We start from the raw sequence: 26,983 nt of genomic DNA, 5'->3' as shown, positions 1-26,983 counted from the left end.
GTCTGCCTGCCACAGTACCAGCGCCCGCAGCGGCCGGCTCCGGCCCGCGTTACCTCCCAGGACACTGCCCGTTCAGCCGGCGTGGTTAGAGTGGCGGTCGTGATGCGCATCGGCATGGGCACGACCTGCGTCTACCCGCTCGGGGTCGAGACGGCCTTCCGCACGGCCGCGGAGCTGGGCTACGACGGCGTGGAGGTGATGGTCACCCGCGACGACCGGACGCAGTCGGCCAAGCCCCTCCGGAGGCTCGCCGAGCGCTACGGCACGCGCATCCTGAGCGTGCACGCGCCCGTCCTGCTGCTGACGCACTTCGTCTGGGGACGCGACCCCGGCGTGAAGCTGGAGCGCTCGGCCGAGCTCGCCGCGGAGCTGGGCGCCGACACGGTCGTCGTGCATCCGCCGTTCCGCTGGCAGTCCGGCTACGCGGAGGACTTCCTCAGCCTCGTCCGGTCCACCGCCGCGCGGACCGGCGTGACCGTCGCCGTCGAGAACATGTTCCCCTGGAAGGTCGCCGGCCGGTCGATGGCCGGCTACGTCCCGCACTGGAACCCCGTCGGGATGGACTGCGACGCCGTCACCCTCGACTTCTCGCACGCCGCACTGAGCGGGGTGGACGGGCTGGACCTCGCGAACCGGCTCGGCGGGAGGCTGCGGCACATCCATCTGTGCGACGGCTCGGGTCCGCTGGACGACTCGCGCGTGTTCGACGAGCACCTCATCCCCGGCCGGGGCAGCCAGCCGGTCGCGGAGGTGCTGCGCTCGCTCGCGGCCTCGGGCTGGGACGGCTCGATCGTCGCCGAGGTGAACACCCGCAAGGCGCGCGACGCCGGCGAGCGGGCGGCGATGCTGCGCGAGACGCTGGAGTTCGCGCGCGTCAACATCGCCGGCGGAGCGCCGGAGGACGAGCGCGCTACTTCGCTCGGCCCAGCAGCCGCACCAGGGCGTTCGCGTACTGCGCGTAGCCCGCTGCGGTCGGGTGGAAGGCGTCGATCCCGCTGAGGTTCAGCCACGGCTTCTTCGAGCCGATGCCGTGCCCGGCGAAGTCCACGCCGACGTAGGTCATCGGCACGCCCTGCGCCCGCTGGGAATCCACGACGTCCGAGATGGTCTGGTTGAGGCCGAGCGTCGCCGCGTTGATCGCGGTGTCGGTGCCGAAGCTCGGCGACTTCGGGTCGTAGTTGTCGAACACCACCGCATAGCCGGTGACGACGATGCGGGCGTTCGGGGCGGCGAGGTGGACGGCCGCGTAGACCGCCGCCAGCCGTTCCGGGAGGACGTTGAGCAGTGACAGCGCCGAGGAGACGCCGTTGCGGCACGCGACCGCCTTGCCCGACGAGCACTCGGCCGCGATGGCGGCCACGCCGAGGTCGTTGCCGCCGATGCTCACGGTCACGAGGTTCGTGCGGTCGTCCAGGGCGATGAGCTGGTGCTTGAGGAGGTCGGAGGTCGTGGCTCCGGCGCACGAGGCGTTCACCACCAGGTCGACCCCGGAGTCGCGGGTGAACACGCTCGGGTAGCTGAACGGGCTCGAGCGGCACTTGCCGGTCTCGTCTCCCCCGCCCATCCCGGCGGCGAACGAGTCGCCGAGGGCGACGTACCGGGTCTGCGCCGTGAGCGGCTGCTTCGGGAACGGGTCGTGGGTCGTTTTCGGGGACGGCGTGGCGCTCGCGGCGGCGCCGGGCGTCGCCTCCGGATCCGCCGGGGCTGCGCAGGCGGCGACGACCAGCAGCACGGCCGCGCACAGCGCGGTCGCGAGGGCCGGACGGAGCAGTCGAGAACGCATCGAGCACACGTTACCGGGTGATGCTCGGCGTTCGATCAAACCGCCGAGGTCAGATCCGTTCGGTGAGGGCCAGCAGGATCGCGGGGACCGACTCGGAGAGCCGCTCGGCGAACTTCCGCTCGTCGCCGGAGAGCAGCGCCCTGGCCTCCCCGTTGGCGCACAGCTCGGCGATCACGCGCACCGCCTCCTCCGGGTCGATGGTGAACCGGCGGCGGGCGCTCGCGAGCGCGGCGACGACCGTCTCGGTGAGCTCCTGGAAGAAGCCGTCCTGGTAGCGCAGGAAGTCCGCGGAGATGGCCGGGTCGCGCAGGGCGAGCAGCAGGAACTCCGACTGCACCAGCCACCAGCGCCGGTCGTCGGACTGCAGCTCCAGGATGCGGGTGATCGTGCGGAGGACATCCGCATCGTCGAGCTCGACGCCTCCGGAGCCGACCAACGGCCGCAGGAACTGCTCGACGCCGGCGTCGAGCTGCTCGAGGCGCATGGTCTTCTCGCGCTCCATCAGGGCGAAGAAGAGCTCCTCCTTGCTGGAGAAGTTGGAGTAGAACGCGCCGCGCGTGAAGCCCGCCGCCTCCGCGATCGTCTCGACGCTCGCGGCTTTTACGCCCTGCTCGGCGAACACGTCGAAGGCCGCGTCGAGGAGGCGGGTGCGGGTGCGCTGCCGGCGTGCGGACTCGATAGGCGCGTCGTCTCTGAGAGCCGTGCTGTTCAAGCTGAAACCTTCCTGTGTCGAGTTCCCGATACACGAGTGTATCCGATACAGTCGGGCATCGGATACAACGGTGTATCGAAACCCTTCGACGGTCGGTCCCCCGCCCGCCGTTCCTTTTCACTGCTGGAGAACGCGTGTCCTCGCTCCTGTATTCGATCGGCCGCTGGGCCTTCCGTGCCCGCAAGCTCGTGCTGTCGCTGTGGCTGCTGCTGCTCGTCCTCCTCGCCGGCGGCGCCATCGCCTTCAACCAGGGCACGGACAACACGTTCAGCATCCCCGGCACGGAGTCCCAGGAGGCGCTCGACACGCTGAGCAGGACCTTCCCGCAGGTCAGCGGCACCAGCGCGCAGATCGTCGTCGTGGCGCCGAAGGGCGAGACGGTCGACCAGGCCGCGATCCAGGACCCGGTGGAGAGCACCGTCGCCGACCTGGCGAAGACCGACGGCGTCGCCGGCACGACCTCCCCGTACAGCACGACGGTCAAGAACCTCATCTCGGACGACCGCACGGCCGCCATCATCAGCGTGCAGCTCCACGGCCAGCAGACCACGGTCCCGGCGGAGACCAAGACCGCCATCAAGGACGCGGGCGCCGCGCTGCAGAAGGAGCTGCCGTCCGGCTCGCAGACCGCGGTCGGCGGCCAGCTCTTCTCGCAGAACCTGCCGACCATCTCGCCCACGGAGGGCATCGGGCTGCTGATCGCGATCGTGGTCCTGATCATCACGTTCGGGTCGATCCTCGCGGCCGGGATGCCGCTCGCCACCGCCCTGCTCGGGGTGGGGCTGTCGATGGCGCTGATCTTCATCGCGACGCTCTTCGGGCCGATCTCCTCGACCACTCCCCTGCTGGCCCTGATGCTCGGGCTGGCCGTCGGAATCGACTACTCGCTGTTCATCATCTCGCGGCATCAGAGCCAGCTGAAGGCCGGCGTCGATCCGGAGGAGTCCGCCGCCCGGGCGGTGGCGACGGCGGGGTCCGCGGTGCTCTTCGCGGGGATCACGGTCATCATCGCGCTGGCCGGGCTCGCCGTCGCGGGCATCCCGTTCCTGACCACGATGGGGCTGGCGGCGTCGGTCGCCGTCGGCATCGCGGTGCTCGTGGCGCTCAGCCTGACGCCGGCGTTCCTCGGCTTCGCCGGGTCGCGGATCACGCCGGGGCACCGCGCTACCAAGCGGGCCGAGCGTGCGGCGGCGCGTGCGGAGGCGGCAGGCGCGGAGGAGGCGACGCCCATTCCGGAGCCGGCGACGCGCGCCAACCCGTCGCTCGCGCACGCGGCGAAGGCCGACATCCCCAAGGGCCCGTTCCGCACCTGGGTGCGCGCCGTCACGCGCTTCCCGATCGTGACCGTCGTCGCCGTCGTGGTCGCTCTCGGCATCGCGGCCGTGCCCGCGCTCCAGCTGCGCCTCGCCCTCCCGGACGCCGGCTCGCACCCCAAGGACGACCCGGCGCGCATCGCCTACGACCTGGTGTCGGAGCACTTCGGCCCGGGCTACAACGGGCCGCTGATCGTGACGGGCTCGATCATCTCCAGCCACGACCCGCTCGGCCTGATGAAGAAGCTCGGCGCGGAGATCGCCGATCTGCCCGGCGTCGCCGCCGTACCGCTCTCCACCCCGAACCAGAACGCGGACACCGGCATCGTTCAGGTCGTCCCGACCACGGCGCCGGACGACCCGCGCACCGCCCAGCTCGTCTCCGAGCTGCGGTCGAAGCATCAGCACTTCCTGGACGAGTACGGCGTCGACCTCAAGGTGACGGGCACGACCGCGGCGCAGATCGACGTCTCCAGCCGGCTCGGGGGCGCGCTGCTGCCGTTCGGCATCCTCGTCGTCGGGCTCTCCCTGGTGCTGCTGACGATGGTCTTCCGCTCGATCGCCGTGCCGATCAAGGCCGCGCTCGGTTACCTGCTCTCGGTCGGCGTCGCCTTCGGCGCGGTCACGGCGGTGTTCGAGTGGGGCTGGTTCGGGGACGCGGTCCACCTGGACAAGACCGGGCCGGTGATCAGCTTCATGCCGATCATCCTGATGGGCGTGCTGTTCGGGCTGGCGATGGACTACGAGGTCTTCCTGGTCAGCCGCATCCGCGAGGACTACGTGCACGGCGGCGACGCGCGCCGGGCCATCCAGAGCGGCTTCGTCGGCTCGGCCAAGGTCGTCACGGCCGCGGCCATCATCATGATCTCGGTGTTCGCGGCGTTCGTGCCGGAGGGCGACGCGTCGATCAAGCCGATCGCGCTCGGCCTCGCCGTCGGCGTCTTCGTGGACGCGTTCATCGTGCGGATGACGCTCGTGCCCGCTGTGCTGCAGCTCCTCGGCGACAAAGCGTGGTGGATGCCGCGCTGGCTCGACCGCGTGCTCCCGTCGTTCGACGTGGAGGGCGACGGGCTGCAGAAGGAGCTGGAGCTGGCCGACTGGCCGGCGCCGGGATCCCGGAGCATCGCCGCGGCGGACGGCCTGTCGGTCAGCGCGCGGCGGACCCCGATCCTGCGCGACGTGAGCTTCCGGCTCGCCGACGGGGAGGCCCTGGTCGTGCACGGACCGGACCGCACGGCCGCCCTCGCGCTGCTGATGGCCGTCACCGGCCGCACGCGCGTCGACGGTGGGACGGTCAAGGTCGCGGGCTTCGTCCTCCCGACCCGCGGCTCGGCCGTGCGCTCGCGGACCTCCGTGGTCCGGCTCGACCACGCCGAGACGCCGGTGGAAGACGTGCGCCGTGCGCTCGCGAGCTCCCCCGTCATCCTCGCCCTCGACGCGGCCGACAGCCTGACCGACCCCGTCGAACGTCGGAGGGTGCGGGTCGAGCTCGGCCGCGCGTTCGCCGACGCCTCGGCCGCCGGCCGGCCGTTCGCGCTGGTCGTGAGCTGCGTGGACCCCACCGGGCTGGACGACCTGCTTCCCGACACCGCCGAGCCCACCGCGGTGCAGCTGGCCGTCGACTCCGACGGGGCGGCGCACGGCACCGCCTCCGCTCCCCCGGCGACCGCACCGGCGCCCGCCGACGCCGACCACCACCCTGCCGCCCACTTCGAGAAGGCCGACGCCCGATGACCACCCCGACCTCGCTCCTGCGCCGCCCGCGCTCGCTGTTCTCGCTGGAGCGGATGCGCTCCGACAAGCGGGTGACCTGGCTGACCATCGTGGGCATCGTCCTCGTGCCGCTCGTCATCGGCGGCCTGCTGGTGTGGGCGCTCTGGAACCCGACCGACCGCCTCGGCGAGGTGAAGGCCGCCGTGGTCAACCTCGACCAGCCGGTCACCGTAGGCGGCCAGGTCGTGCCGCTCGGCCGGCAGCTGGCGGCGGGGCTGCTCGGCGCGAAGAACCAGAACTTCACGTGGGTGCTCACCGATCAGAAGGACGCGAACGCGGGCATCGCCGACGGCGGCTATGTGGCCGTGGTGACCATCCCGAAGAACTTCTCGAAGGCGGCCACCTCCACCGCGGGGACCTCCGGAGCCGCCACCCAGGCGACCATCGATGTGCGCACGAGCCAGAAGTCCAAGCTCGTGGACCCGGCGATCAGTCAGGCCGTGACCACGACGGCGACCGCCGTGCTCAACAAGCAGCTGACGACGACCTACCTCGAGAACGTCTACGTCGGGTTCAACACCCTTCACGACCAGCTCGCCAAGGCGGCCTCCGGAGCGGGATCGCTCTCGACCGGGCTGACGCAGCTGGCGAGCGGCACGCACCAGCTGGCGGACGGGGCGAACCAGCTCGCCGCGGGAGCGGACTCGCTCGCGAGCGGGCTCGGACAGCTCTCCGGCGGCGCCTCGGGGCTCGCGAGCGGGCTCGGGACGCTGTCCAACGGGATGACCCAGTACGCGAACGGCGTCTCGCAGGGGGCGACCGCGGCCCAGCAGCTCCCGGCGGGAGCGGCACAGCTCGCGACCGGCACGGCCGGGGTGCGCGACGGCGTCGCGGCGACGGTGACCGGCCTGAAGAATCTCGAAGCGAACTGCAAGCTGGTGCACCCCGGTGTCGGCACCACTCCCGACCCGATCTGCGCCGGCATCCAGGCGACCATCGACGGGATCACGAACCCGGATCCCACGAAGGGACTTCAGGCCGCCGCCACCCAGGTCGCCGCCGGAGCCCAGACCTTCTCAAGCAGTGTCGCGCCCCTGCCCGGCCAGCTCGCGCAGTCGGCGTCGGCCGCTCAGCAGCTCGCGTCCGGCGCCTCCCAGTCGGCCTCGGGCGCGCAGCAGCTCGCCTCCGGCGTCCAGCAGTCGGCGGACGGCGCGTCCCAGTACGCGGCCGGCGTGCACCAGTTCGCGGCGGGCGTCCCCGCGCTCGCGGCCGGCGCCGACCAGTCCGCGGCGGGCGCCGCCTCCTCGCCTCCGGCCTGAACCAGGCCGTCGCGCAGCTCCCGAGCTACGACGCGGGCCAGCGCACCAACCTGGCGTCGGTGGCGTCGCAGCCGGTCGGCCAGAAGCAGTCAGGGACCACGGCCTTCGGCACCTCCAGCGTCCCGCTGTTCGCGTCGGTCGCGCTCTGGCTCGGGGCCTTCGCGTCGTTCCTGGTGCTGCAGGCGATCTCGCGGCGTGCGCTGCTGACCTCCCGCGCGGCCGGCCTGATCGCGTCCGACGGGCTCCTGCCGGCCGCCGCGATCGGCGTCGTGCAGGGCGTGCTCGTGGCGGCGATCATGCAGCCGGCGATGCAGCTGAGTGTCGGCGCGTGGTTCGGCTTCGCGGGGGTGGCGGCGGCGGCCGCGGTCTGCTTCGCGGCGGTCAACCACGGGCTCGTGGCGCTGCTCGGCGGGCTCGGACGGTTCCTGTCGATGCTCGTGGTCGTGATCACGCTCGCCTCCGGGATCGTGTCGACCGCTCCCGGTTTCTTCGACAGCGTGACGGCGTGGCTGCCGACGTCGCCCGCGATCACGGCCCTGCAGGGCGTGGTGGACGGGTCGACGGGGGTCTGGCGGGGGCTCGGCGGCCTCCTGATCTGGACCGCGATCGGCTTCGCGCTGGCGCTCGCGGCGGTCGCGCGGCGGCGCATCGTCACGGCCGCGCAACTGCTCCCGGCGGAGTGACGCCCGCCACTCCGCAGCGGGGTCGCAACACGCCGCGTCACGCGCCGCGTAACGGCGTGTCGCGACCCCGCTCCGGCCGGGGTCAGGCGGTCGCCGCCAGGGCGAGCGTCGCGAGCACCACGGTCACCGGCGCGACGATCAGGCCGAGGAGCATGTAGCGGCCCCAGCGGATGCGGACGTCGAACGACGTCAGCCGCTGGTGCCAGAGCAGGGTCGCCAGCGACGCCCACGGCGTGATCAGCGGACCGGCGTTGACCCCGATCAGCAGCGCCGCCAGCCGCACCGGGCTGCCGGCGGCCGGCTCCAGCGCGAGGTAGGCCGGGAGGTTGTCGATCGCGTTGGCGCCGACCAGCCCGGTCAGCGACAGCCGCAGCAGCGCGAGCGGCGACTCCCCGGAGCCGGACACCCGCGCCAGCAGCGTCCCGAGGCCGTTCGCGTGCAGCGCCTCGATGAACAGGAACAGCCCGGACGCCAGCAGCACGAGCTGCCACGGCACCAGCCCGAACCGCAGCACCGAGCGCCGGCGCAGTGCGAAGACCGCCAGCAGCACGACCGCCGCGCCGAAGGCCGGCATCCACACCGGGATGCCGGAGACCAGCAGCGGCATCAGCGCGACCACCACGGCGGCCGCGATCCAGAACAGCACACGGTCCTCGATGCCGTCCTCCGGCCCCGTCTCGTAGCGGACCAACAGCTGCCTCCGCGAGATCAGGAACACGACCACCAGCGGCACCACGATCGCCACGAGCGCCGGCGCCCACATCAGGGCGGCGAAGGCGAACGGCGTCGGGTTCCCCATCGCGTGCTGGGCGAGCAGGTTGGTGAGATTGGAGACCGGGAGCAGCAGCGAGCCGGTGTTGGCGATCCAGACCGTGGTCAGCGCGAACGGCAGCGGGTCCAGTCCGGAGTGCCGGGCCAGCACGATCACCACGGGCGTGAGGAGCACAGCGGTGGTGTCGAGCGACAGGAAGATGGTGCTCAGCGTCGCGACGACGGCCACCAGCAGCCAGAGCAGCCAGGCCCGCCCGCGACCCCAGCGCGCGGTCTGCTGGGCGACCACGGTGAACACGCCGGCCTCCGCGGCCAGCTCGGTCACCACCGTCACCGCGACCACGAAGAGCAGGATCGGCCAGACGCGGTCCCAGAGGGCCAGCGCGTCCGCGCCGGGAAGCAGGCCGGTGAGCACCGCGACAGCACCGAGGAGGAGCAGCACAGCGCCGACGATCGCCGTCCGCATCCCACTCCTCTCCACGCGCCACCTTCAACCGAGCGCCTTCGGAAGCGTACCCTGGCGGGACGAGCGAAAGGACGCGGATGCGCAAGTTCATCTTCAACGGAGCGATCATCAGCGCGGTCATCGGACTCTGGTCCACGATCCAGGAGACCAAGGAGGGCCGGCGCGACTGGCGGGTGGTGCTCATGTGGATCAGCGCGGCGATCGGCATCGTGATCGCGGTCGGGACCGTGCTGGAGGAGTCCCGGGAGGCCGACGAGCGCGAAATCAAGCGCTGACCGCACGATTTCCGCGAATCTTCCGGCGTGTCCGCGCGTCGTGAGGCCCCTGCGCCCCGACACTGGTTCTTGACGGAGAACCTGGAAGGGGTATCGCGATGTTTGGTCGTAGGCGGCATGCCGCCGCCGAGGTGCAGGCGGCACCGGTTCCTCAGCTCACGGATGCTCAGATCCTCGAGGTCGTCCACACCAAGATCGCCGAGCTGATCGGCGAACGCGGCGAATGGACCGTGTCGCGCCGTTCCACCGACGACACCGACTCCATCTTCCACTCCGTCCTCTCGCAGTCCGTCTCGGTCGGCATCACCGCCGCCCTGGTGGAGGCGCGCCGCCGCCTGGAGGCCGGCGAGGCCGCCGTCGTGGTCGCGTCCGAGCCGCAGCACCGCGCGCCCGCCGAGGTCGTCGCCATCGAGGAGGCCGCCCCGGTCGCGCAGGTCCAGCAGCACGAGGTTCAGGCGCATGAGGAGCCCGCCGCATTCGGCTGGGAGCCCGCCCCGATCACCGTCTGGACCGACCTCCGCAAGCCCGTCACCGGCGAACTCCCCGCGATCCCCGAGCGCTCCGCGGCGTAACCCTCAGCCGATGTGCTTCCAGGAGGCGGGGCCCCCGGAGCCGGCGCGGTAGGTGTCGAGGGGGACCTCCTCCTTCTTCCACGCGGAGATCACGGGGGTGACGATGCGCCACATGTCGACGGCCGTGTCGCCGCGCACGGACAGCGACGGGTCGCCGTCGAGGATGCCCTCCAGGACTTCGGCGTAGGCCAGCAGCAGCCCCGGCCCGAAGTTCGCGCTGAGCGCCACGCGCTCGATCTCGTGCGGGTCGTCGGGTCCGTTGATGTTGAGCTCCAGCGACATCGCGTCGGGGGCGAGCATGATGCGCAGCATCGTCGGCTCGCGGTGGCCGCGCAGTCCCCGCGGGATGTGCCGCGCCGGCTTGAACGTGACGAGGATCTCGCGCCGGCGTGAGCCGAGCGCCTTGCCGGAGCGCAGCGTGAACGGCACGCCGGCCCAGCGCCAGGTGTCGATCTGCACGGTCACCTCGGCGAGCGTCTCGGTGTCGTTCGCCGGGTCGACGCCGGGCTCGTTCGTGTACGCGGGGAGCTTCTTCCCGTCGACCGTTCCCGCGGTGTAGCGGGCGCGGCGGCTCGCGGCCACCGGGTCGTCCTTCCACACCCGGGTCGCGCGCAGCACCGTCGCCTTCGCGTCGCGCAGGTCGGTGGCGTCGAGCGCACTGGGCGGCTCCATCGCGAACACCGCCAGCACCTGGAGCAGGTGGCTCTGGATCATGTCCATGAGCGCTCCGGCGTGGTCGTAGTAGCGGGCGCGGTCCTCCAGCCCGAGCGACTCGTCGTAGACGATGTCGACGCTCTGGATGTGGTCGCCGTTCCACACCGGCTCCAGGATGCTGTTCGCGAAGCGCAGGCCGATCAGGTTCAGCACCGTGGAGTTGCCGAGGAAGTGGTCGACGCGGTGGATCTGGTCCTCCGGCACCAGCGTCGCGAGCCGCTTGTTGAGCGCGACGGCCGAGCGCTTGTCTGTGCCGAACGGCTTCTCGAGCGCGAGGGTCAGCCCGGCCGGCAGGGTCAGCTTGCCGAGCGCCTCGCACGCCTTCGCGGTGATCGCCGGCGGCAGGGCGAAGTACAGGGCGGGCACGCCCTCGCAGGCGTCGAAGATCGTCTGCAGGTCGGCAGGCTTGGTGACGTCCGCAGGGAGGTACACGGTGCGCTTGAGCAGCTCCTCCACCGCTGGGCCAGCGGCCTTCACGGTCCTGAACGATTTCTTCACCACCGAGCGCCAGTGCGCGTCCGACCAGTCCTCGGCCCCGGAGCCGACCAGGTGGAAACGCCGTTCCGGGTGGTGGGTGAGCAACTGCCCGATGGCAGGGAGGAGGAGTCTGGACGACAGATCGCCACTCGCTCCGAGAATCACCAGAGTGCCCACGGACTGCGTCATGCGCTTCACAGTACGGCCATACTGGGGATATGTCGCTCCCCATCGAGGATTACGCCCTGATCAGTGATTGCTTCACCGGGGCCCTCGTCGGACGGGACGGCAGCATCGACTGGCTCTGCCTGCCGAGGTACGACTCGCAGTCCACGTTCGGCGCCCTCCTGGGCACGGAGGACCACGGCCGCTGGCTGCTCGCGCCCACCGATCCCGAGGCCACCAGCACACGCGAATACGAGCGGGACACGATGATCCTGGTCACCCGCTGGCGCACCGCCACCGGCGAGGTGGAGGTCGTGGATGCGATGCCGATGGGCGACCACCGCGCCGACCTGGTGCGGCGCGTGCGCGGGGTCAGCGGGCACGTGGAGCTGCGCGAGGAGCTGCGGATCCGCTTCGGCTACGCCAGCGCCATCCCGTGGGTGCGCAAGACGACCGACGAGAAGCCCGCCGCGCTCGTCGCCGTCGCCGGGCCGGACGGGCTCGTCTTCCGCGGATCGGCGCTGCACGCCTCGGACCACGCGCACGAAGGAAAGTTCACGGTCCACGCCGGCCGGACCGTCGACCTCTCGATGACCTGGTTCCCGTCGCACCGCGCGGCGCCGGTGGCGCTCGACGTCGAGACCTCCCTGCAGAACACCCGGGAGTGGTGGACGAAGTGGGCGGAGAGCTGCGACCACCAGGGCCCGTACCGCGAGGAGGTCGTGCGCTCGCTCCTCTTCCTGCGCGCGCTGACGCACCTCGAGACCGGCGGCATCGTCGCCGCCGCGACGACCTCCCTCCCCGAGCAGTTCGGGGGCGAGCGGAATTGGGACTACCGCTACGTGTGGCTGCGCGACGCGTCCCTGACCATCGCCGTGCTGCTCGCCCACGGCTACGACGACTCGGTCGACCATTGGCGCGACTGGCTGCTGCGCGCGATCGCCGGGGACCCGGGCGACGTCCAGATCATGTACGGCCTCGCCGGCGAGCGCGACCTCGCCGAACGGGAGCTCGACAGCCTCCCCGGCTATCAAGGCGCGCACCCCGTGCGGATCGGCAATGACGCGTCGACGCAGTTCCAGGCCGATGTCATCGGCGAGGTCATGCTGGCGCTCGACCACGGCCGCACGGCCGGCGTGCAGGAGACCCGGTTCTCCTGGGCCCTGCAGCGCGCACTGATGGGGTACCTCGAACAGAACTGGCGCAAGCCCGACCACGGCATCTGGGAGATCCGCGGGGAGCCGCAGACGTTCACGCACTCCCGCGGGCTGGTGTGGGCGGCCTTCGACTGCGCCATCCGCGGCGTCGAGCAGTTCGGGCTCGAGGGGCCGGTGGAGCGCTGGCGGCACCTCAGGGACGAGATCCGGGCCGACATCGAAGCGAACGGCTACGACGAGGGACGCGGCAGCTACGTCCAGTACTTCGGTAGCACCGAGGTGGACGCCTCGCTGCTGCTGCTCGCGCAGGTCGGCTACTGCGGCTTCGACGACCCGCGGATGCTCGGGACGGTGAAGGCGATCGAGGAGGACCTGCTGCGCGACGGCCTCGCCCTGCGCTACCGCACCGAGAAGGGCGTGGACGGCCTGCCTCCCGGTGAGCATCCGTTCCTCGCCTGCTCGTTCTGGCTCGTCGAGCAGTACGCGCGCTCGCACCGGCTGGACGACGCGACGCGGCTGATGGACCGCCTCGTCTCGCTGGCCAACGACGTCGGGATGCTGTCGGAGGAGTACGACGTCGAGGGCCGGTCGCAGGTGGGCAACACGCCGCAGGCCCTCACCCACCTGGCACTCGTGCGCGCGGCCGACGCCATCGCCGAGGTGCAGGCCGGGTGACGCCCGCGATCACGGAGCCCGCCACCGAGGAGGAGGTCGACCTCGGCGAGCGGCTGGAGCTCGGCGCGCCGTGGGTGACGATCGTCTGGAACGACCCGGTGAACCTGATGTCGTACGTCACCTACGTCTTCCAGAGCTACTTCGGGTTCTCCACGGCGGAGGCCAGGCGGCTGATGCTGCTCGTGCACAACGAGGGCCGCGCGGTCGTCGCGACCGGCACCCGCGAGGAGATGGAGCGGCACGTGGAGGCCATGCACGGCTACGGACTGTGGGCCACCCTGGCCAAGGCGGACGCGTGAGGCCGTTCCGCGCCGACCGGCACGGCGGCGGCGTCCACGCGCGGTTCGAGGCGGGCGAGGCCGAGGTGCTCCGGCGATTCGCCGCCGCGGCGGCCGAGCGCGCGGAGCGTGCGGGCTCGGAGACGAAGGACGGGGCGCCGGCCGACCCCGCGCTGACGCGGCTGCTCCCCGACGCGTATCCGGACGACCCGGAGGCGTCGGCCGAGTTCCGCCGGTTCACGGCCGAGCGGCTGGCGGAGTCGAAGTCGCAGAACGCACGCACGGTGATCGACTCGCTCAGCGGCCCGGCGCGGCCGGACGGGGCCGTCGAGGTGCGCCTGGACGGCGCGCAGGCCCAGGCCTGGCTGCGTGCGCTCACCGACATCCGGCTGGCGCTCGCCGCCGATCTCGGCATCGAGCACGACGGCGACGAGGGCGACATCCACGACCTGGAGTCGGCGACGCGCCGGGCCGTCTACGACTGGCTCGCCGCCGTCCAGGAGTTCCTGATCCTCGCCGTCCCCCGCGCCTGGCGTCGCTGAAGGTCAGACCGGGAAGCGGACGGCCGCGGCGACGGCTCCGCCACCGGGGACGTCCTCCGCCCGCAGCGCGTAGACCTTCGCCTTGGAGGCCAGCGAGCGGCGGATGATCTCGTCCACCACGCCGTAGTTTCCCGCCGTGTCGTCGTCCTGGTACGCGATCTTGCCGGTCTCGTCGTCCAGCGACCCGGGCACCCGACGGTCGATGTCGAAGACCAGGGTCTCCACCGCTCCGTAGGTCGCCGCGCGGGCGATGTCGCTCAGGTCGACCAGCGCGGTGCCGCCGGCGATGCGGGTCGAGAAGTCCTCCTTGAGCGCGTCGATCTTCCCGGCGTAGAGCCGGTCGAGGACGCCGCGCGCGGCCGTCGCCAGCTCGTCCTCGGTCTTCTCCTCCGGGTTGCCGGCGATCACGTCGTCCACGAGGCGCGGATAGTCCGTCGCGCCGCGGAAGATCCCGGTCAGCGGCTCGGCCGCGGCCAGGATGAGCGGCTCGGTGGAGCTCGCCAGCAGCGGGTGCAGCGCGCGTTCGATCGCCTGGACGTACTCCAGCATCCGCACCTTCTGGCCCTCGGAGCCCTGGATGCGGCCCTCGGCGGAGCGCCCGCTGACGGAGGTCAGCCCGACCGCGGCGGCGACGTCCTTCGGCATCCCCTCGACCTCGACCAGCGCCGGCGGGAGCTCGGGGTCGATGCGGATCAGGCGCACAGAGTTCTGGGCGAGCGCGAGGATGAGCGCCGACTGCGGGAAGGTCACGGCGCGCAGCAGCGGCTTGATGTAGAAGCGGTCGGCGACCTCGCACGCGGAGGTCAGCCGGTTGGGCAGGCGGAAGGTCTCGGCGATCTCCCCGTCGAGGAAGACGGCGAGCGAGCGCGACTGATAGCGCCAGAAGTCGCGGTCCTCCAGGATGCCTTCGCCCTCGGCCCGCACTGCGGCGATCCGGTGGCGATCGACGCCCATCGCCTCCAGCGATTTCACCGCCAGGGCGAGGTGATTCTTGAGGTCGATCCGCGCTTTGTCCGCCTCCGGCGGGGTCGTGCCGGTCGGCAGGTAGATGCTGACGCAACCGGGCTCGCGGAGCGCCGCGATCCTCTCGATGTCGGCCTTGGTCGGAATGTCCTTGTACTCCACTTTTCCTCCTCGGTCGTGACCCGGCCGGACGTCGGCGGCCGGTCGCCCCAGTCTCGTCGCGGGCGCAGAGCGGCACAAGACCCCGGGGGTGACCACGGGGTGATCCGGTTGACAGATGTGGAAAGCGCGGCTACCGTCCTTTAAACCGGTTTAGACGACACCCGATCTGGGGGTGGCACCGGGGCCACAGACAGGAAGACGCAATGAAGCGGAATCGACTCCTCGCTGCAGCGACGGGCGCAGCCCTCGCCGCCGCCGCGCTCGTACCGGTGATCGCCGCCCCGGCGAACGCCTCCCCCACTCCCGCGGCCCCGGCCGCCCCCACGCTGACGAACCTCGCCCATCTGAACTTCCTCCTGGACGACGTGCCGTTGCTTCCCGGGGTCGCGGGACACTCCACGTACCAGCAGAGCCAGGAGCCTTCCGCGCGCGCCCCGTGGGTGTACGCCAACCGCAACGCCGACGGCAGCTTCACCCGCGTCGGCGGCGGCCCCATCACGAACGCCGCGAAGGGCTGGTACGCGCAGGGCACCTTCGACGCGGACGACATCTCCCGCTCCGCGGTCGTCTACCTCCGCGACTGGAAGCAGAACGGCACGGCCGCCAGCCGCGCCTCCGCCTACGAACTGCTGCGCGAGCTCACCTACCTGCAGGTCGACTCCGGCCCGAACGCCGGCAACGTGGTGCTCTGGCAGCAGCACGACGGCACCCTGAACCCGTCCGCCATCCCCGCCGACAACCCCGACCCGAGCGACGCGGGCGAGTCGTACTGGCTGGCCCGGACGGTGTGGGCGCTCGGCGAGGGCTACGCGGGCTTCCAGAAGTCCGACCCGGCGTTCGCGTCCTTCCTCCAGCACCGGATGGACCTCGCGCTGAGCTCCCTCGAGCGCCAGTCGCTCGCCGAGTACGGCACCACGGACACGGCGAACGGCGTGACGGTGCCCGGCTGGCTCATCACGAACAGCGCGGCCCCGACCGCGGAGGCCGTGCTCGGGCTGAGCGCGTACACCGCCGCCGCTCCGGGCGACACTCGGGCGCGCACCGACCTGCAGCGCTACGCGAAGGGGATCGCCGGGCTGTCCTCCGGTGGCACCGGCCAGTGGCCGTTCGGCGCGCTGCTCCCCGAGGCCAACTCCCCCACGTTCTGGCACGCCTGGGGCGGCATGCAGCCGGCGGCGCTGACGGCCGCGGCGACGCAGCTCCACGACGGCGCCCTGCAGAGCGCCGCGAACACCGACCTCGCGAGCTTCACCCCGCAGCTCCTCGCCACCGGCGGCCCCGACAACGGCTGGACGCCCACCCCGGCCGACCAGTCCCAGATCGCCTACGGCGTCGACTCCCGGGTGGAGGGCCTGGTCGCGGCGTCCGACGCCACCGGCTCGACCGGCCTCGCCACCCTCGCCGGCGCGCAGGCCGCGTGGTACTTCGGCGCGAACCCGGCCGGCGTGCCGGTGTACGACCCGGCCACGGGTGTCTGCGTCGACGGCATCGGCGGCGACGGCGGCATCAACCACAACTGCGGCGCCGAGTCGGTCATCCACACGGAGCTGAGCATGCTCGCGCTCGACGCCCACCCGGCGATCAAGCGCGAGGCCCTGGCCCTGACGCACCGCTCCGCGGTCGACGGCATCCAGGTCGTGGAGGCCGAGAAGGGCACGCTCACCGGCCCCGCCTCCGTGGTCACCCCGCCGTCCGCGTGGACCGGCTCGGCGAACTGGTCGGGCGGCGCGTACGTCTCCGCCTCGACCGGAGCGACCGTCACGATGTCGCTGCCCGCCGGCCACCCGGCGGCGCGCATCCTCCCGATCGAGGACCTCGGCCCGGATGGCACCGCCACGAGCGGGTCGGGCACGACGGCCTGGACGGCGAGCGCGGGCAACCGCACCGTGCAGCTCGGCGCCAGCCAGAACGTGCGCGCCGGCGCGCAGGGCATCGCGCCCACGACGGTGTTCCTGCTGCCGCAGACCCTCCCTGTCTCCGCACCGGTCGGCGCGACCACGGTCACGGCGACGGTGAGCGGCCAGGCCCGGCTCGACGCCGTGCTGGTGCAGCCGGAGGTCTCGCACCTCGGCCTGACCGGCTCCAGCCGGCTCGACGTCTACATCAACGCCACCTCCGGCACGGCCACGCAGCACCTCGGCTCCTCCGGCCCCGTGCTCGCGACCCGCTACGACGCCTCCGGGCGCCAGGTCGGCGCGCCGATCCCGCTGAACGGGAACGGCACCGTCACGGTCGTGCCGGGCGGCTTCACCACGGTGGTGCCACGGTGACGCCCGCTGACATCACGATCAACGACGTCGCACGGGCGGCGGGCGTGAGCAAAGGGCTCGTCTCCCTCGCCCTCAACGGCAAGCCCGGCGTGGCGCTGGAGACCCGCGAGCGCATCCTCGCGACCGCGCGGGAGCTCGGGTTCACCCCCAACCCGAGCGCCCGCGGGCTCACCACCCGCCGTGCCTACGCTCTCGGGCTGATCCTGCGCCGCGCCGCCCGCACCATCGAGGTGGACCCGTTCTTTGCGGCGTTCATCGCGGGCGTCGAGACGGTGCTCTCGGAGCGCGGCCAGGTGCTCGTGCTGACGGTCGTCCCCGACCACGAGGCGGAGGCCCGCGCCTACGAGCGGCTCGCGCTCGACAAGCGGGTCGACGGCTTCCTGCTCACCGACATCCTCGCCGACGACCACCGGATCGGCCTGGTGCAGGAGTTCGGCTCGCAGGCCGTCTCGCTCGGCGAGCCGGCCGGCGGCAGCCCGTTCCCGGTCATCACGCGCGACTACGACTCGGGCATCGACGAGCTCGTCGCGCACCTGCTCGGGCTCGGCCACCGGCGCATCGCGCACGTGTCCGGCGACGAGCGGATGCTGCACGGCCTCCGCCGCCGCGAGCGCTTCGAGCAGGCCATGCTCGAAGCCGGCCTCCACCCAATCATCGTCCCCACCGACTTCTCGCCCGAACAGGGCGCGGAGGCCACCAAGACGCTCCTCGACTCCGCGGAGCCGCCCACCGCCATCGTCTACGGCAACGACCCGATGGCGATCGCGGGCATGGGGGTCGCGCACGAGCGCGGCCTCCGCCTCCCCAGGACTTGTCCATCACAGGGCTCGACGGCTCCCAGATCGGGACCTACATCTATCCGAGCCTGACGACCCTGGACAACGACCCGGCCGGCTGGGGCATCGCCGCCGCCACCGCACTGCTGCGGCTGGTGGAGGACGGCGAGCCTGCCGATGTCGCCCTGCCCCCCGCCCGACTGGTGGTGCGCGCCTCAACGGCCGCACCGTCGCGTCACTGAAATCACGAGAAAGAGCACAGATCATGCGCAAACGCATCACCGGCTACCGCAGACTCGCGGTCGCCGTCATCAGCGCCGGCGTCGTCGCCGGCACCCTGGCCGCGTGCGGCTCGAGCGGCGGAGGCGGTCAGACCGACGCCATGAAGGCGCACGGCCCGATCACCATCTGGTACTCCAACAACGCGCAGGAGGTGCAGTGGGGCAAGTCCATGGTCTACTCCTGGAACTCCTCGCACCCCAAGGAGCAGATCAAGGCCCAGGAGGTCCCGGCCGGAAAGAGCACCGAGGAGGTCATCGGCGCCGCCATCACGGCCGGCACCACACCGTGCCTGGTGTTCAACAACCTCCCCGCCGCGACCGGACAGTGGGAGAAGCAGGGCGGCCTGGTCGACCTGTCGAAGTTCTCCGACGGCAACTCGTACATCCAGGGCCGCAGCGGCTCGTCGGCGGCCCAGTACAAGTCGCCGAACGGCGACTACTTCCAGATGCCGTGGAAGCAGAACCCGGTGATGATCTTCTACAACAAGGCCATCTTCCAGAAGGCCGGCATCGACCCGAACAGCCCCGACCTGTCGACGTACGACAAGTTCATCGCCGCCGCGCAGAAGATCAAGTCGTCGGGCGCAGCGCCGTACGCGATCTACCCGGCGCCGACCAGCGAGTTCTTCCAGCCGAACTTCGACTACCTGCCCCTTCTGGCCGCGCAGACCGGCGGCAAGACGTTCATCGAGAACGGCAAGTCGAACATCACGAGCCAGGACTCCCTGGACGTGGCCAACTTCTGGAAGACCATCTACGCCGACGGCCTCGCCGGCAAGGAGCAGTACCAGGGCGACGCCTTCGCCGACGGCAAGTCGGCCATGGCGATCGTCGGACCGTGGGCCATCGCGTACTACGGCGACAAGGTGCAGTGGGGCTCAGTGCCCGTCCCGACCAAGGACGGCAAGGCCGCCGACCAGACGTACACCTTCCCCGACGCCAAGAACATCGGCATGTACACGTCCTGCAAGAACCAGGGCACGGCGTGGGACGTCATCAAGTACGCCACCTCCAAGGACCAGGACGGCAAGCTGCTGAACGTCACCGGCCAGATGCCGATCCGTTCCAACGTCGCGAGCGTGTACTCGAGCTACTTCGACTCGCACCCCGCGTACAAGGAGTTCGGCTCCCAGAGCGAACGGACCGCTGACGACCCGACGGGCGTCAACACCATCGCCCAGCTCCAGGCCCTGCGCGACGCCTACTCCAAGTCGGTGATCAACGGGACCGGAACGGTCGAGGACGCCTTCAAGGCCGCCTCGCAGAAGATCGACCAGCTCCAGGCTCAGAAGTAATCATGAGCACCCTCTCCGCACCTCCGGCGGCGGGCACCACGCCCGCCGCCGGGGCGCCCCCGCGGCGGCGCAAGCCGCTGCTGCAGCGTGTCCTCGGCACCAACCCGCTGGGCTGGCTGTTCGCGGCGCCGTACCTGATCTTCGTCCTGGTGATCTTCGCCTACCCGCTGATCTTCGCGGTCTACATGTCGTTCTTCGACTACTTCTTCGCGGCGCCGGGAGCACAGGTCACCCAGCCCTTCGTCGGGTTCCAGAACTACATCCAGGCCTTCACCGACCCGGCCGTGCTGCAGTCGTTCGCCAACGTCGGGATCTTCCTGATCATCAACGTGCCGCTGACGGTGGTGCTGTCGCTGGTGCTGGCGAACGGGCTCAACAGCATCACCCGGTTCCGCACGTTCCTGCGCGTGAGCTACTACGTGCCCTACGTCACGGCGAGCGTCGCGATCATCGGCGTCTGGCTCTTCCTGTTCAACAGCACGGGGCTGGTCAACCAGATCCTCGGCCCGCTCGCGCCGAACCCGTCGTGGTTCATCAACCCGGTGCTGGCCATGCCGACCATCGCGATCTACGTGACCTGGAAGCAGCTCGGCCTCTACATCCTGCTGTACCTCGCCGCGCTGCAGAACGTGCCGCGCGAGCTGTACGAGTCGGCGGCGACCGACGGCGCGGGGAGGGTGCGGCAGTTCTTCTCCGTCACCGTGCCCGGCGTGCGGCCGGCGACCGTGCTCGTGCTGCTGCTCGCCACCATCACCGGCGCCAACATGTTCACCGAACCGTACCTCCTCACCGGTGGCGGCGGCCCGGACGGCCACTCGACCTCCCCGGTGCTCCTGATCTACCAGCAGGGCATCCAGCAGGGTCACCCGGGCTATGCCTCGGCGATCGGCGTCGTGCTCGTGATCCTGGTGCTGATCATCGCCTGGCTGCAGAACCGATTCGCGGGAGGACGCGACTGATGACCACTCTCAAGAACGCCGGGGCCGACCCGGTGCCGCAGACTCCGCGCTCCCCGCGGAAGCGCCGTCGCCGCGACATGGCCGCCTCCGCGCGGCTGAGCCGGCCGCAGGCGATCCTGCAGGGGATCGTCCTGACGATCGGCGCCTTCGCCTTCCTGTTCCCCTTCTACTACATGCTGATCGGGTCGCTCCAGGCGTCGCCCGACACGACCGTCGCCGGGGCGTTCCCCAATCCGGCCAACCTCACGCTGCACAACTACGCTGCGATCGACTCCCGGATCAACCTCTTGCAGGGACTCGTGAACTCGGGGATCTTCACCGGCGGCGTGCTGCTGTGCACGGTCGTGTTCGGCGTGCTCGCCGGGTACGCGCTCTCGATCCTGCAGTGGCGCGGGCGCGGGGTGACCTTCGCGCTGGCGCTGCTGGTGCAGACCATCCCGTTCCAGCTCCTGATGATCCCGCTGTACGTGCTCATCGCGCGCAACTACGGGCTGGGCGACAACTACCTGGGGATGATCCTGCCGTTCGCCATCAACTCGGCGGCGGTGCTGATCTTCCGGCAGTACTTCCTGCAGTTGCCGCGCGAGCTGTTCGACGCCGCCCGGGTGGACGGCGCCGGGGAGTTCACGCTGCTCTGGCGGGTCGCCCTCCCGCTGGTGCGCCCTGCGCTGGTCACGGTGCTGCTGCTGACCTTCATCGGCCCGTGGAACGAGTTCCTCTGGCCGTTCCTGATCACGAAGGAGGCGAGCCTGCAGCCGCTGGCCGTCTCGCTGGCGAACTACATCAGCACGGTCGCGGCCTCCACGACCAACCCGTACGGGGCGATCCTCGCCGGAGCGGTCGTCCTGGCCGCGCCCGTCGTGGTGCTGTTCATCGTCTTCCAGCGCTACTTCACCTCCACCGATATCGGCTCGTCCGTCAAGGGCTGAGTCACCGCACCGAACGCAAGGAGAACCGTGGACGCCGCGTACACCGACGCCCTCCGCCTCAGCTATGAGGAGGCGCTGGGTCACTCCAACGCCCTCACCGACCACATCTCGACCGACCACTTCTCGGCGAACTACGTCGACCCGCCGGACTGGGCGATCGGCCCGTTCCGGCGGGACCCGGCGCTGACCTTCCGGCTCGACCGCCAGTGGGACGACCCCACCGGCGTCGGCTGGACGAGCAGCGCGATCTTCAACCCGACGATGATCGAGCGCGACGGAGAGCTGCACCTCTTCTACCGGGCCTCGCCGCGGATGGAGTCGACCGCCAGCCGCGTCGGCCACGCCGTGCGACGCGACGGGGTCTGGACCGACGACCCCGCCAACCCGGTCGTGTACCCGACCCTGCCCAACGAGACGCTCGGCTGCGAGGACCCGAAGGTCTACGAGGCTGACGGCCGCTACGTGCTGTTCTACAACGCGATCCGGCGCACGGACGAGGGCGAGACCGCCGTCGACATCATGGGGATGGTCTCCGACGACCTGGAGTCGTGGGAGAAGATCGGCCTGGTGGTCCCGCTCGACGTGTCGCTGGGCTGGGCCAAGGGCGCGGTGATCCCCGCGACGAGCACGGCCGGGCCGTGCGCATCGGCGGCGAGTACCTGATGTTCCTCTCCGAGGGCTGCGGAGGCCGCCCGATGATCGGCCACTCCGACGACCTGGTCTCCTGGACCTTCGCCGAACAGCCCTACCTCGACTTGTCGCCGCTGCCCGGCAGCCTGTTCGAGGTCGCCTGCGCCGTCGTGCGCGGGGACGACCTCGTGCTGGACTTCTTCTACGCCGACGAGAACGGCGACTTCGCCGCGGCCCAAGCGCACTACAGGACCGACGCCCCGTTCACGCAGCTCGGCCTCCACCGCGGCGGCTCCCTCGCTTGGGGCGGCCTGCAGAAGGTGGACGGCCGCTGGTCGTTCGCGCAAGGCTGGGACGCTCCCCGCGGAGAGCGCGAACTCTATGTCTACAAGGAGGTCACGAAGTGACTGAGCCCTTCCCGTACGCACTCACCCGCTCCGGCGTGGTGATGACTCCCGATCCCGGCGAGCCGCTGGAGTCCGAAGGCGTGCTGAACCCCGCATCCGGCCGCGACGCCGACGGCGAGCTGTACCTTCTTCCGCGACTGGTCGCCGACGGCAACGTGTCGCGCGTCGGCCTCGCCCGTGTCGTCGTCGAGGACGGCGTGCCGGTCGGCGTCGAGCGGGAGGGCGTCGTGCTGGCGCCCGACCGCGACTTCGAGCGCGGCCGGCGCAACTCCGGCGTCGAGGACCCACGCACGACGTTCGTGCCCGCCCTCGGCCTCCACGTGATGACCTACGTCGCGTACGGCCCGCTCGGCCCGCGCACCGCCGTCGCCGTCTCGTCCGACCTGCGGTCGTGGCAGCGCCTCGGCCCGGTGAGCTTCGAGTACGACGACGAGCTGGGCGTCGACCTGGCGCTGTTCCACAACAAGGACACGGTGTTCTTCCCCGAGCCGGTCACCGGGCCGGACGGCGTGGAGAGCCTGGCCGTGCTGCACCGGCCGGTGTGGGACCTCGGCGAGGTCAGGGACGGCGAGGGCGCGCATCCGCCGACCGGGCTGGAGGAGAAGCGCCCGAGCATCTGGATCGCGTTCATCCCGCTGGCGGCCGTGCGCGAGGACCTCGGCGAGCTGGCGCGGTGGCGGCACAACCGCTTCCTCGCCGGCCCGGAGTTCCCGTTCGAGGAGCTGAAGATCGGCGCGGGGCCCGCCCCGGTGCGCGTGCCGGAGGGCTGGCTGCTGCTCCACCACGGCGTCACCGGGCGGCTGGAGCGCGGCGTCGACCAGCAGAAGCACGTCAACTACGCCGCCGGCGCGATGATCCTCGACGCCGACGAGCCCTGGCGGGTGATCCGGCGGACGGAGGAGCCGCTGCTGAGCGCCGAGACCGAGGAGGAGCGCAGCGGCATCGTGCCGAACGTCGTGTTCCCCACCGCGATCGAGCAGGTCGGGGACGCCCACTGGGTGTTCTACGGGATGGCGGACTCGAAGATCGGCGTCGCGAAGCTGGAGCGGGTGGCGTCTTCCGCGACATGATGTCGAGATGACGCCCTCCCGTTCGTATGGACGGTGAGAGGAAGGAATCACGACCATGTCCCAGTACCTGCTCAGCGTCTACCAGCCCGACGGGCCCGTCCCGGAGCCGGAGGTCCTCGCCGCGATCGGCGAGGACCTCGACGCGCTCAACACCGAGATGCGCGCGGCCGGCGCCTGGGTGTTCTCCAACGGCCTCCTGCCGCCGCAGTCGGCGACCGTGCTGCGGCCGGCCGGCTCGGAGGTGATGGTCACCGACGGCCCGTTCGCGGAGGGCAAGGAGCACCTCGGCGGCTTCACCATCGTCGACGTGCCCGACCTGGACGCCGCCCTCGAGTGGGGCCGGCGTCTCGCCGTTGCGACGACGCTGCCGATCGAGGTGCGGCCGTTCGCGTGAGCCGCGACAAGAATGGCGCGGCCGTCTCCTCCGGAGCGATCGACTCGATCTTCCGCGAGGAGTACGGCCGCGCCGTCTCCGTGCTCTACCGCTCCCTCGGCGACCTGGACCGCGCGGAGGACGCCGTGCAGGAGGCCTTCGCCGTCGCGGTTGCGCGCTGGCCGGTCGACGGCCTCCCGCCCGCGCCGGCCGGGTGGCTGATCACCACCGCCCGCCGCCGCGCGATCGACCGGCTGCGCCGGGAGGCGGTCGGCCGGGAGCGGGAGGCGGAGGCGACGGCACTGCTCGCGCTGGCCTCCGCCGTGGAGGCCGCCGACACCGGCGCGATCACCGACGACCGCCTCCGGCTCATCTTCACCTGCTGCCACCCCGCGCTCGCGCCGAACGCCCGGGTGGCGCTGACGCTGCGGCTGCTCGGCGGGCTCAGCACCGCCGAGATCGCGCGGGCGTTCCTGGTCCCCGAGGCCACGCTCGCCCAGCGCATCTCGCGCGCGAAGGCGAAGATCAGGGACGCCAGGATCCCGTACCGGGTCCCGGCCGCCGCCGACCTGCCGGAACGGCTCGGCTCCGTGCTGGCGGTGGTCTACCTGATCTTCAGCGAGGGCTACACGGCGACCGCGGGCGACCGGCTGGTGCGCGCGGAGCTGTGCGGCGAGGCGATCCGGCTCGCGCGCCTCCTGACCGCGCTGCTGCCCGACGAACCGGAGGCGCAGGGTCTGCTCGCCCTGCTGCTGCTCGTCGACGCCCGCCGGCCTGCCCGGATGGATCGCGACGGGTCGATGGTCGCCCTCCCCGACCAGGACCGCGACCGCTGGGACACCGCCCTGATCGCCGAGGGCCACACGATCGTGCGCCGCTGCCTGGTCGCCGGGCGGCCGGGCCCGTACCAGCTGCAAGCGGCCATCCAGGCCGTGCACGACGACGCGGCGCGCGCCGAGGACACCGACTGGCGGCAGATCGTCGCCCTCTACGACCAGCTGCTGCGGGTGCAGCCCTCCCCGTCGTCGCGCTCAACCGGGCGGTCGCGGTGGCGGAGGCCGTCGGCCCGGAGCCCGCGCTGACCGCGATCGAGCCGCTGCGCGAAGAACTGGCGTCGTTCTACCTGCTGCACGGCATTCGCGCCGGGCTGCTGCGCCGGTCGGGACGGCCCGAGGAGGCCGCGGCCGAGTACGACGAGGCCGTGCGGCTGTGCGCGAACGACAGCGAGCGGGAGTTCCTCTCGCGGCAGCGGGCGCTGCTGCCGGAGGCGTGATCGGCGTTCCGGGTTCCCCCAATGCGCCCGGCGGTGGAGAGTGGCGCTATGGACATCGCATTCCTCGGGCTCGGCCGGATGGGCCGCGAGCTCGTCCCCCACCTGATCGACGCCGGCCACACCGTGACCGTCTGGAACCGCTCACCGGAGCCGGCGCAGACCATCGGCCGCCGCGGCGCCCACGTCGCCGACTCGGCGGCGGACGCCGTCGCCACGGCGGACACGGTCGTGAGCGTGCTGTTCGGACCGGAGGCCGTGCGCGAGACGCTGCTGGACGCGGACCTCCCGTGGCGCCCCGGCACGCTCTGGATCGACGTGACGACGGTCTCCCCGGCCGACGCGATCGAGTTCGCCGCCCGCGCCGCCACCCTCGGCATCCGCTATGTGGCCTCCCCCGTCGTCGGCTCGCTCGCCCCCGCCCGTGCCGGAGCGCTCGCGGTGCTTGTCGGCGGCGAGCACGATGCGGCGAGGGAGGCGAAGCGGGTCGTGGGCCTGTGGGCCGACCAGGAGAAGCTGCGCACGTTCGACACGCCTGCGGCAGCGACGGCGGCGAAGCTGGTGGCCAACCTCGCCCTCGCCATCTCGATGGAGGCCCTGTCGGAGTCGCTGCGCCTCGGCCGCGCCGCGGGACTCACCGACGACGAGGTGCTCGCCACGCTCTCCCTGACCGCGATCGCCCCGCTCGCCGCCATGAAGGGCCCGCTCGTGACCGCCGGCGACTACGAGGACGCCCAGTTCACCGCCGACGCCCTCGCCAAGGACACCCGCCTCATGCTCGCGACCGCGGACGTCCCGCTGCCGGCCGTCGCGCTCGTCGCGGCCGAGCTGCAGCGCGCGATCGACGCGGGGCAGGGCGGGATGGACTTCTCCGTCATCGCGCGGGATCGGTGAGCGGGAGCGGTCACCGTTGGGGTGAATCTATGGACGACACCCCTCATCCTCAGTGGCGCGGAGGGCACACCACTGGCGGCGTCCTGTCTCCGAACGCAAACCATGCGATCGATCCCAGCACGGGGAATGCGATCACGGCGACGACCCACAGAACGCGTAGCAGCGGAGAGATGAGCGGTCGTCTGGCGATTTGCACGAGAGCCACCACGACAAACGCGGCGATGGCGATCAGCGCGGCGATTCCGACGCCGACAAAGATGAACTCCATCACGAACATCCGAATCCCCTTCTGCAGGTCCGCGTTGCCCTGACCGCACCGACAATAGCACCCAGAAATCGGTCAGGTACGCAATCTCCCGTTTTACATGTCTGCTATACATTCCCTCGGATGCCGACATCGACACCCGGATACGAATACAGACAACGGAGTGACTGTGAAAGCAAAGATCGCCATCCTGACATCCATCGCGGCAGCCGCGGGCCTGTCCGTCATGGCCGCGGCCCCTGCAAACGCGGAAGAAGCGGAGCCGTCGTCTGCTACAACTTCGTCATATGCGCCCGACTGCGTGGCTCAGATCGAAGCCCTTCCTGAGTCGGGCCTCTCCAAGGAGGACTGCAAGGTAACCAGCACGCTGAAGGTCGAGGACAGCTTCGTCGCGACAGCGGCCGATATCGCTGCGTCAGCGCTGAGCGACGCGGACAAAGCCGAAATCCTGAACCGCAGAGCACGCGGCGCGATCACGGCAAAGCACTGGAGCCAGTTCACTACGGGCGCTGCCTACACCCGCACCCACAACGGCACGTTCTACTACGACGGCTCCCGCGTGTGGGTGACCACCCAGACGAGTGGATACACCGGCTCTCACCAGTGCTTCACGAACTACAGCGTTGGATTCAATCTCACCGGCACTGCCTGCAACGAGAGCGGAAGCGCTTCCGCACGCAACCTCTACTCTGCGTGGGATGTGAACCCGAACGGCACGCCCGTGGTTTACAACGTCTCGATGACCGCGACAGTCAAAGCGAATGGCACGATCACCGGCTACGGTGCCACCGTCGGATAGTCGACTCTCTGACCGAGGGCGGCCC

Annotated in this window: 25 protein-coding genes and 2 pseudogenes; 21 read left to right on the top strand and 6 right to left on the bottom strand. The window is 71.1% G+C overall.

Features of this window, described 5'->3' with window-relative positions; genetic code table 11:
• The first annotated feature begins 102 nt into the window (after window positions 1-102).
• Window positions 103-999 carry a sugar phosphate isomerase/epimerase family protein gene (locus ACQ86L_RS00210; RefSeq protein ID WP_434318950.1) on the top strand — a complete coding sequence of 299 codons (897 nt, stop codon included), beginning with the start codon at window positions 103-105 and terminating at the stop codon, window positions 997-999.
• On the opposite strand, the gene ACQ86L_RS00205 is transcribed toward ACQ86L_RS00210, so the two are convergent.
• Window positions 911-1,783, bottom strand: coding sequence for an SGNH/GDSL hydrolase family protein (locus ACQ86L_RS00205; protein ID WP_434317190.1), 873 nt, complete (start codon window positions 1,781-1,783; stop codon window positions 911-913). The two genes, ACQ86L_RS00210 and ACQ86L_RS00205, sit on opposite strands and share 89 nt — an antisense overlap.
• A gap of 49 nt (window positions 1,784-1,832) precedes the next feature.
• The gene (locus tag ACQ86L_RS00200) at window positions 1,833-2,495 is read right to left on the bottom strand and encodes a TetR/AcrR family transcriptional regulator (protein ID WP_434317189.1); all 663 of its coding nucleotides are present in this window, start codon (window positions 2,493-2,495) and stop codon (window positions 1,833-1,835) included.
• A gap of 134 nt (window positions 2,496-2,629) precedes the next feature.
• On the opposite strand from ACQ86L_RS00200, the gene ACQ86L_RS00195 reads away from it, so the two are divergent.
• The 3 genes from ACQ86L_RS00195 to ACQ86L_RS00185 are packed head-to-tail and all read left to right on the top strand — an operon-like array spanning window position 2,630 to window position 7,523.
• Window positions 2,630-5,542: an MMPL family transporter gene (locus ACQ86L_RS00195; RefSeq protein WP_434317188.1), complete on the top strand. Its 2,913-nt coding sequence runs from the start codon at window positions 2,630-2,632 to the stop codon at window positions 5,540-5,542.
• Window positions 5,539-6,840, top strand: coding sequence for a YhgE/Pip family protein (locus ACQ86L_RS00190; protein ID WP_434317187.1), 1,302 nt, complete (start codon window positions 5,539-5,541; stop codon window positions 6,838-6,840). The genes ACQ86L_RS00195 and ACQ86L_RS00190 overlap by 4 nt, the downstream gene beginning before the upstream one ends.
• Before the next feature lie 59 nt (window positions 6,841-6,899).
• On the top strand, window positions 6,900-7,523 hold the full coding sequence (locus ACQ86L_RS00185; protein ID WP_434317186.1) for a hypothetical protein: 624 nt from the start codon (window positions 6,900-6,902) through the stop codon (window positions 7,521-7,523).
• A gap of 82 nt (window positions 7,524-7,605) precedes the next feature.
• On the opposite strand, the gene ACQ86L_RS00180 is transcribed toward ACQ86L_RS00185, so the two are convergent.
• On the bottom strand, window positions 7,606-8,760 hold the full coding sequence (locus ACQ86L_RS00180; protein ID WP_434317185.1) for an SLC13 family permease: 1,155 nt from the start codon (window positions 8,758-8,760) through the stop codon (window positions 7,606-7,608).
• Between the two features lie 77 nt (window positions 8,761-8,837).
• Between ACQ86L_RS00180 and ACQ86L_RS00175 the strand changes: the two genes are divergently transcribed.
• Window positions 8,838-9,035, top strand: a complete 198-nt coding sequence (locus ACQ86L_RS00175; RefSeq protein WP_434317184.1) for a hypothetical protein — start codon at window positions 8,838-8,840, stop codon at window positions 9,033-9,035.
• 98 nt (window positions 9,036-9,133) lie between these two features.
• Complete coding sequence (locus ACQ86L_RS00170) at window positions 9,134-9,607, top strand: hypothetical protein (protein WP_434317183.1); 474 nt, start codon at window positions 9,134-9,136, stop codon at window positions 9,605-9,607.
• Between the two features lie 3 nt (window positions 9,608-9,610).
• Here the strand turns inward: ACQ86L_RS00170 and ACQ86L_RS00165 are convergent, their stop codons facing one another.
• The gene (locus ACQ86L_RS00165; protein ID WP_434317182.1) at window positions 9,611-10,987 is read right to left on the bottom strand and encodes a glucose-6-phosphate dehydrogenase; all 1,377 of its coding nucleotides are present in this window, start codon (window positions 10,985-10,987) and stop codon (window positions 9,611-9,613) included.
• 29 nt (window positions 10,988-11,016) lie between these two features.
• Here ACQ86L_RS00165 and ACQ86L_RS00160 point away from each other — a divergent pair, with 29 nt between their 5' ends.
• Genes ACQ86L_RS00160 through ACQ86L_RS00150 form a run of 3 tightly spaced genes read left to right on the top strand, consistent with a single transcriptional unit; the run spans window position 11,017 to window position 13,615 of the window.
• Window positions 11,017-12,795, top strand: a complete 1,779-nt coding sequence (locus tag ACQ86L_RS00160; protein WP_434317181.1) for a glycoside hydrolase family 15 protein — start codon at window positions 11,017-11,019, stop codon at window positions 12,793-12,795.
• On the top strand, window positions 12,792-13,094 hold the full coding sequence (gene clpS / locus ACQ86L_RS00155; protein ID WP_434317180.1) for an ATP-dependent Clp protease adapter ClpS: 303 nt from the start codon (window positions 12,792-12,794) through the stop codon (window positions 13,092-13,094). The genes ACQ86L_RS00160 and clpS overlap by 4 nt, the downstream gene beginning before the upstream one ends.
• The gene (locus tag ACQ86L_RS00150) at window positions 13,091-13,615 is read left to right on the top strand and encodes a DUF2017 family protein (protein WP_434317179.1); all 525 of its coding nucleotides are present in this window, start codon (window positions 13,091-13,093) and stop codon (window positions 13,613-13,615) included. The genes clpS and ACQ86L_RS00150 overlap by 4 nt, the downstream gene beginning before the upstream one ends.
• A gap of 3 nt (window positions 13,616-13,618) precedes the next feature.
• On the opposite strand, the gene ACQ86L_RS00145 is transcribed toward ACQ86L_RS00150, so the two are convergent.
• The gene (locus ACQ86L_RS00145) at window positions 13,619-14,740 is read right to left on the bottom strand and encodes a hypothetical protein (RefSeq protein WP_434317178.1); all 1,122 of its coding nucleotides are present in this window, start codon (window positions 14,738-14,740) and stop codon (window positions 13,619-13,621) included.
• A gap of 203 nt (window positions 14,741-14,943) precedes the next feature.
• On the opposite strand from ACQ86L_RS00145, the gene ACQ86L_RS00140 reads away from it, so the two are divergent.
• From ACQ86L_RS00140 to ACQ86L_RS00090, 11 genes and pseudogenes are all read left to right on the top strand, one after another.
• On the top strand, window positions 14,944-17,010 hold the full coding sequence (locus ACQ86L_RS00140) for a hypothetical protein (protein WP_434317177.1): 2,067 nt from the start codon (window positions 14,944-14,946) through the stop codon (window positions 17,008-17,010).
• A pseudogene (locus ACQ86L_RS00135) lies at window positions 17,007-18,028 on the top strand (LacI family DNA-binding transcriptional regulator). Before ACQ86L_RS00140 ends, ACQ86L_RS00135 begins: the two are co-directional and overlap by 4 nt.
• 23 nt (window positions 18,029-18,051) lie before the next feature.
• Entirely contained in the window at window positions 18,052-19,362 is a 1,311-nt protein-coding gene (locus ACQ86L_RS00130) for an ABC transporter substrate-binding protein (RefSeq protein WP_434317176.1), read from the top strand.
• A gap of 2 nt (window positions 19,363-19,364) precedes the next feature.
• Entirely contained in the window at window positions 19,365-20,321 is a 957-nt protein-coding gene (locus tag ACQ86L_RS00125; protein WP_345839425.1) for a carbohydrate ABC transporter permease, read from the top strand.
• A gap of 77 nt (window positions 20,322-20,398) precedes the next feature.
• Window positions 20,399-21,250 carry a carbohydrate ABC transporter permease gene (locus ACQ86L_RS00120; protein ID WP_434318949.1) on the top strand — a complete coding sequence of 284 codons (852 nt, stop codon included), beginning with the start codon at window positions 20,399-20,401 and terminating at the stop codon, window positions 21,248-21,250.
• Between the two features lie 27 nt (window positions 21,251-21,277).
• Window positions 21,278-21,913: a hypothetical protein gene (locus tag ACQ86L_RS00115; protein WP_434317175.1), complete on the top strand. Its 636-nt coding sequence runs from the start codon at window positions 21,278-21,280 to the stop codon at window positions 21,911-21,913.
• Window positions 21,889-22,287, top strand: coding sequence for a hypothetical protein (locus ACQ86L_RS00110; RefSeq protein ID WP_434317174.1), 399 nt, complete (start codon window positions 21,889-21,891; stop codon window positions 22,285-22,287). Before ACQ86L_RS00115 ends, ACQ86L_RS00110 begins: the two co-directional genes overlap by 25 nt.
• Window positions 22,288-22,328: 41 nt before the next feature.
• On the top strand, window positions 22,329-23,357 hold the full coding sequence (locus tag ACQ86L_RS00105) for a glycoside hydrolase family 130 protein (protein WP_434318948.1): 1,029 nt from the start codon (window positions 22,329-22,331) through the stop codon (window positions 23,355-23,357).
• A 55-nt stretch (window positions 23,358-23,412) separates the two neighbouring features.
• A complete protein-coding gene (locus tag ACQ86L_RS00100) occupies window positions 23,413-23,751 on the top strand; it encodes a YciI family protein (RefSeq protein WP_434317173.1) in 339 nt (112 codons plus the stop codon).
• Window positions 23,748-25,003 (top strand): annotated as a pseudogene (locus ACQ86L_RS00095) (RNA polymerase sigma factor). The gene ACQ86L_RS00100 and the pseudogene ACQ86L_RS00095 overlap by 4 nt, the downstream one beginning before the upstream one ends.
• A 48-nt stretch (window positions 25,004-25,051) precedes the next feature.
• On the top strand, window positions 25,052-25,894 hold the full coding sequence (locus ACQ86L_RS00090) for an NAD(P)-dependent oxidoreductase (protein WP_434317172.1): 843 nt from the start codon (window positions 25,052-25,054) through the stop codon (window positions 25,892-25,894).
• A gap of 49 nt (window positions 25,895-25,943) precedes the next feature.
• On the opposite strand, the gene ACQ86L_RS00085 is transcribed toward ACQ86L_RS00090, so the two are convergent.
• Window positions 25,944-26,171 carry a PLDc N-terminal domain-containing protein gene (locus ACQ86L_RS00085; protein ID WP_434317171.1) on the bottom strand — a complete coding sequence of 76 codons (228 nt, stop codon included), beginning with the start codon at window positions 26,169-26,171 and terminating at the stop codon, window positions 25,944-25,946.
• A 157-nt stretch (window positions 26,172-26,328) separates the two neighbouring features.
• Between ACQ86L_RS00085 and ACQ86L_RS00080 the strand changes: the two genes are divergently transcribed.
• Complete coding sequence (locus ACQ86L_RS00080; RefSeq protein WP_434317170.1) at window positions 26,329-26,958, top strand: hypothetical protein; 630 nt, start codon at window positions 26,329-26,331, stop codon at window positions 26,956-26,958.
• The last annotated feature ends 25 nt before the right edge of the window (window positions 26,959-26,983 follow it).

This window comes from Leifsonia sp. P73 (assembly GCF_051059105.1).
Taxonomy (GTDB): Bacteria; Actinomycetota; Actinomycetes; order Actinomycetales; family Microbacteriaceae; genus Leifsonia.
Note: the sequence above shows the minus strand (reverse complement) of the source record. Positions and strands in the feature narration are given on the sequence as shown.

Bases quoted from the DNA above. Each gene is read 5' to 3' on its own strand.
- ACQ86L_RS00205 (WP_434317190.1), bottom strand. From the start codon at position 1,783: ATGCGTTCTCGACTGCTCCGTCCGGCCCTCGCGACCGCGCTGTGCGCG.
- ACQ86L_RS00125 (WP_345839425.1), top strand. From the start codon at position 19,365: ATGAGCACCCTCTCCGCACCTCCGGCGGCGGGCACCACGCCCGCCGCC.
- ACQ86L_RS00210 (WP_434318950.1), top strand. From the start codon at position 103: ATGCGCATCGGCATGGGCACGACCTGCGTCTACCCGCTCGGGGTCGAG.
- ACQ86L_RS00085 (WP_434317171.1), bottom strand. From the start codon at position 26,171: ATGTTCGTGATGGAGTTCATCTTTGTCGGCGTCGGAATCGCCGCGCTG.
- ACQ86L_RS00140 (WP_434317177.1), top strand. From the start codon at position 14,944: ATGAAGCGGAATCGACTCCTCGCTGCAGCGACGGGCGCAGCCCTCGCC.
- ACQ86L_RS00180 (WP_434317185.1), bottom strand. From the start codon at position 8,760: ATGCGGACGGCGATCGTCGGCGCTGTGCTGCTCCTCCTCGGTGCTGTC.
- ACQ86L_RS00105 (WP_434318948.1), top strand. From the start codon at position 22,329: ATGACTCCCGATCCCGGCGAGCCGCTGGAGTCCGAAGGCGTGCTGAAC.
- ACQ86L_RS00130 (WP_434317176.1), top strand. From the start codon at position 18,052: ATGCGCAAACGCATCACCGGCTACCGCAGACTCGCGGTCGCCGTCATC.
- ACQ86L_RS00170 (WP_434317183.1), top strand. From the start codon at position 9,134: ATGTTTGGTCGTAGGCGGCATGCCGCCGCCGAGGTGCAGGCGGCACCG.
- ACQ86L_RS00190 (WP_434317187.1), top strand. From the start codon at position 5,539: ATGACCACCCCGACCTCGCTCCTGCGCCGCCCGCGCTCGCTGTTCTCG.
- ACQ86L_RS00100 (WP_434317173.1), top strand. From the start codon at position 23,413: ATGTCCCAGTACCTGCTCAGCGTCTACCAGCCCGACGGGCCCGTCCCG.
- ACQ86L_RS00090 (WP_434317172.1), top strand. From the start codon at position 25,052: ATGGACATCGCATTCCTCGGGCTCGGCCGGATGGGCCGCGAGCTCGTC.
- ACQ86L_RS00165 (WP_434317182.1), bottom strand. From the start codon at position 10,987: ATGACGCAGTCCGTGGGCACTCTGGTGATTCTCGGAGCGAGTGGCGAT.
- ACQ86L_RS00175 (WP_434317184.1), top strand. From the start codon at position 8,838: ATGCGCAAGTTCATCTTCAACGGAGCGATCATCAGCGCGGTCATCGGA.
- ACQ86L_RS00120 (WP_434318949.1), top strand. From the start codon at position 20,399: ATGGCCGCCTCCGCGCGGCTGAGCCGGCCGCAGGCGATCCTGCAGGGG.
- ACQ86L_RS00160 (WP_434317181.1), top strand. From the start codon at position 11,017: ATGTCGCTCCCCATCGAGGATTACGCCCTGATCAGTGATTGCTTCACC.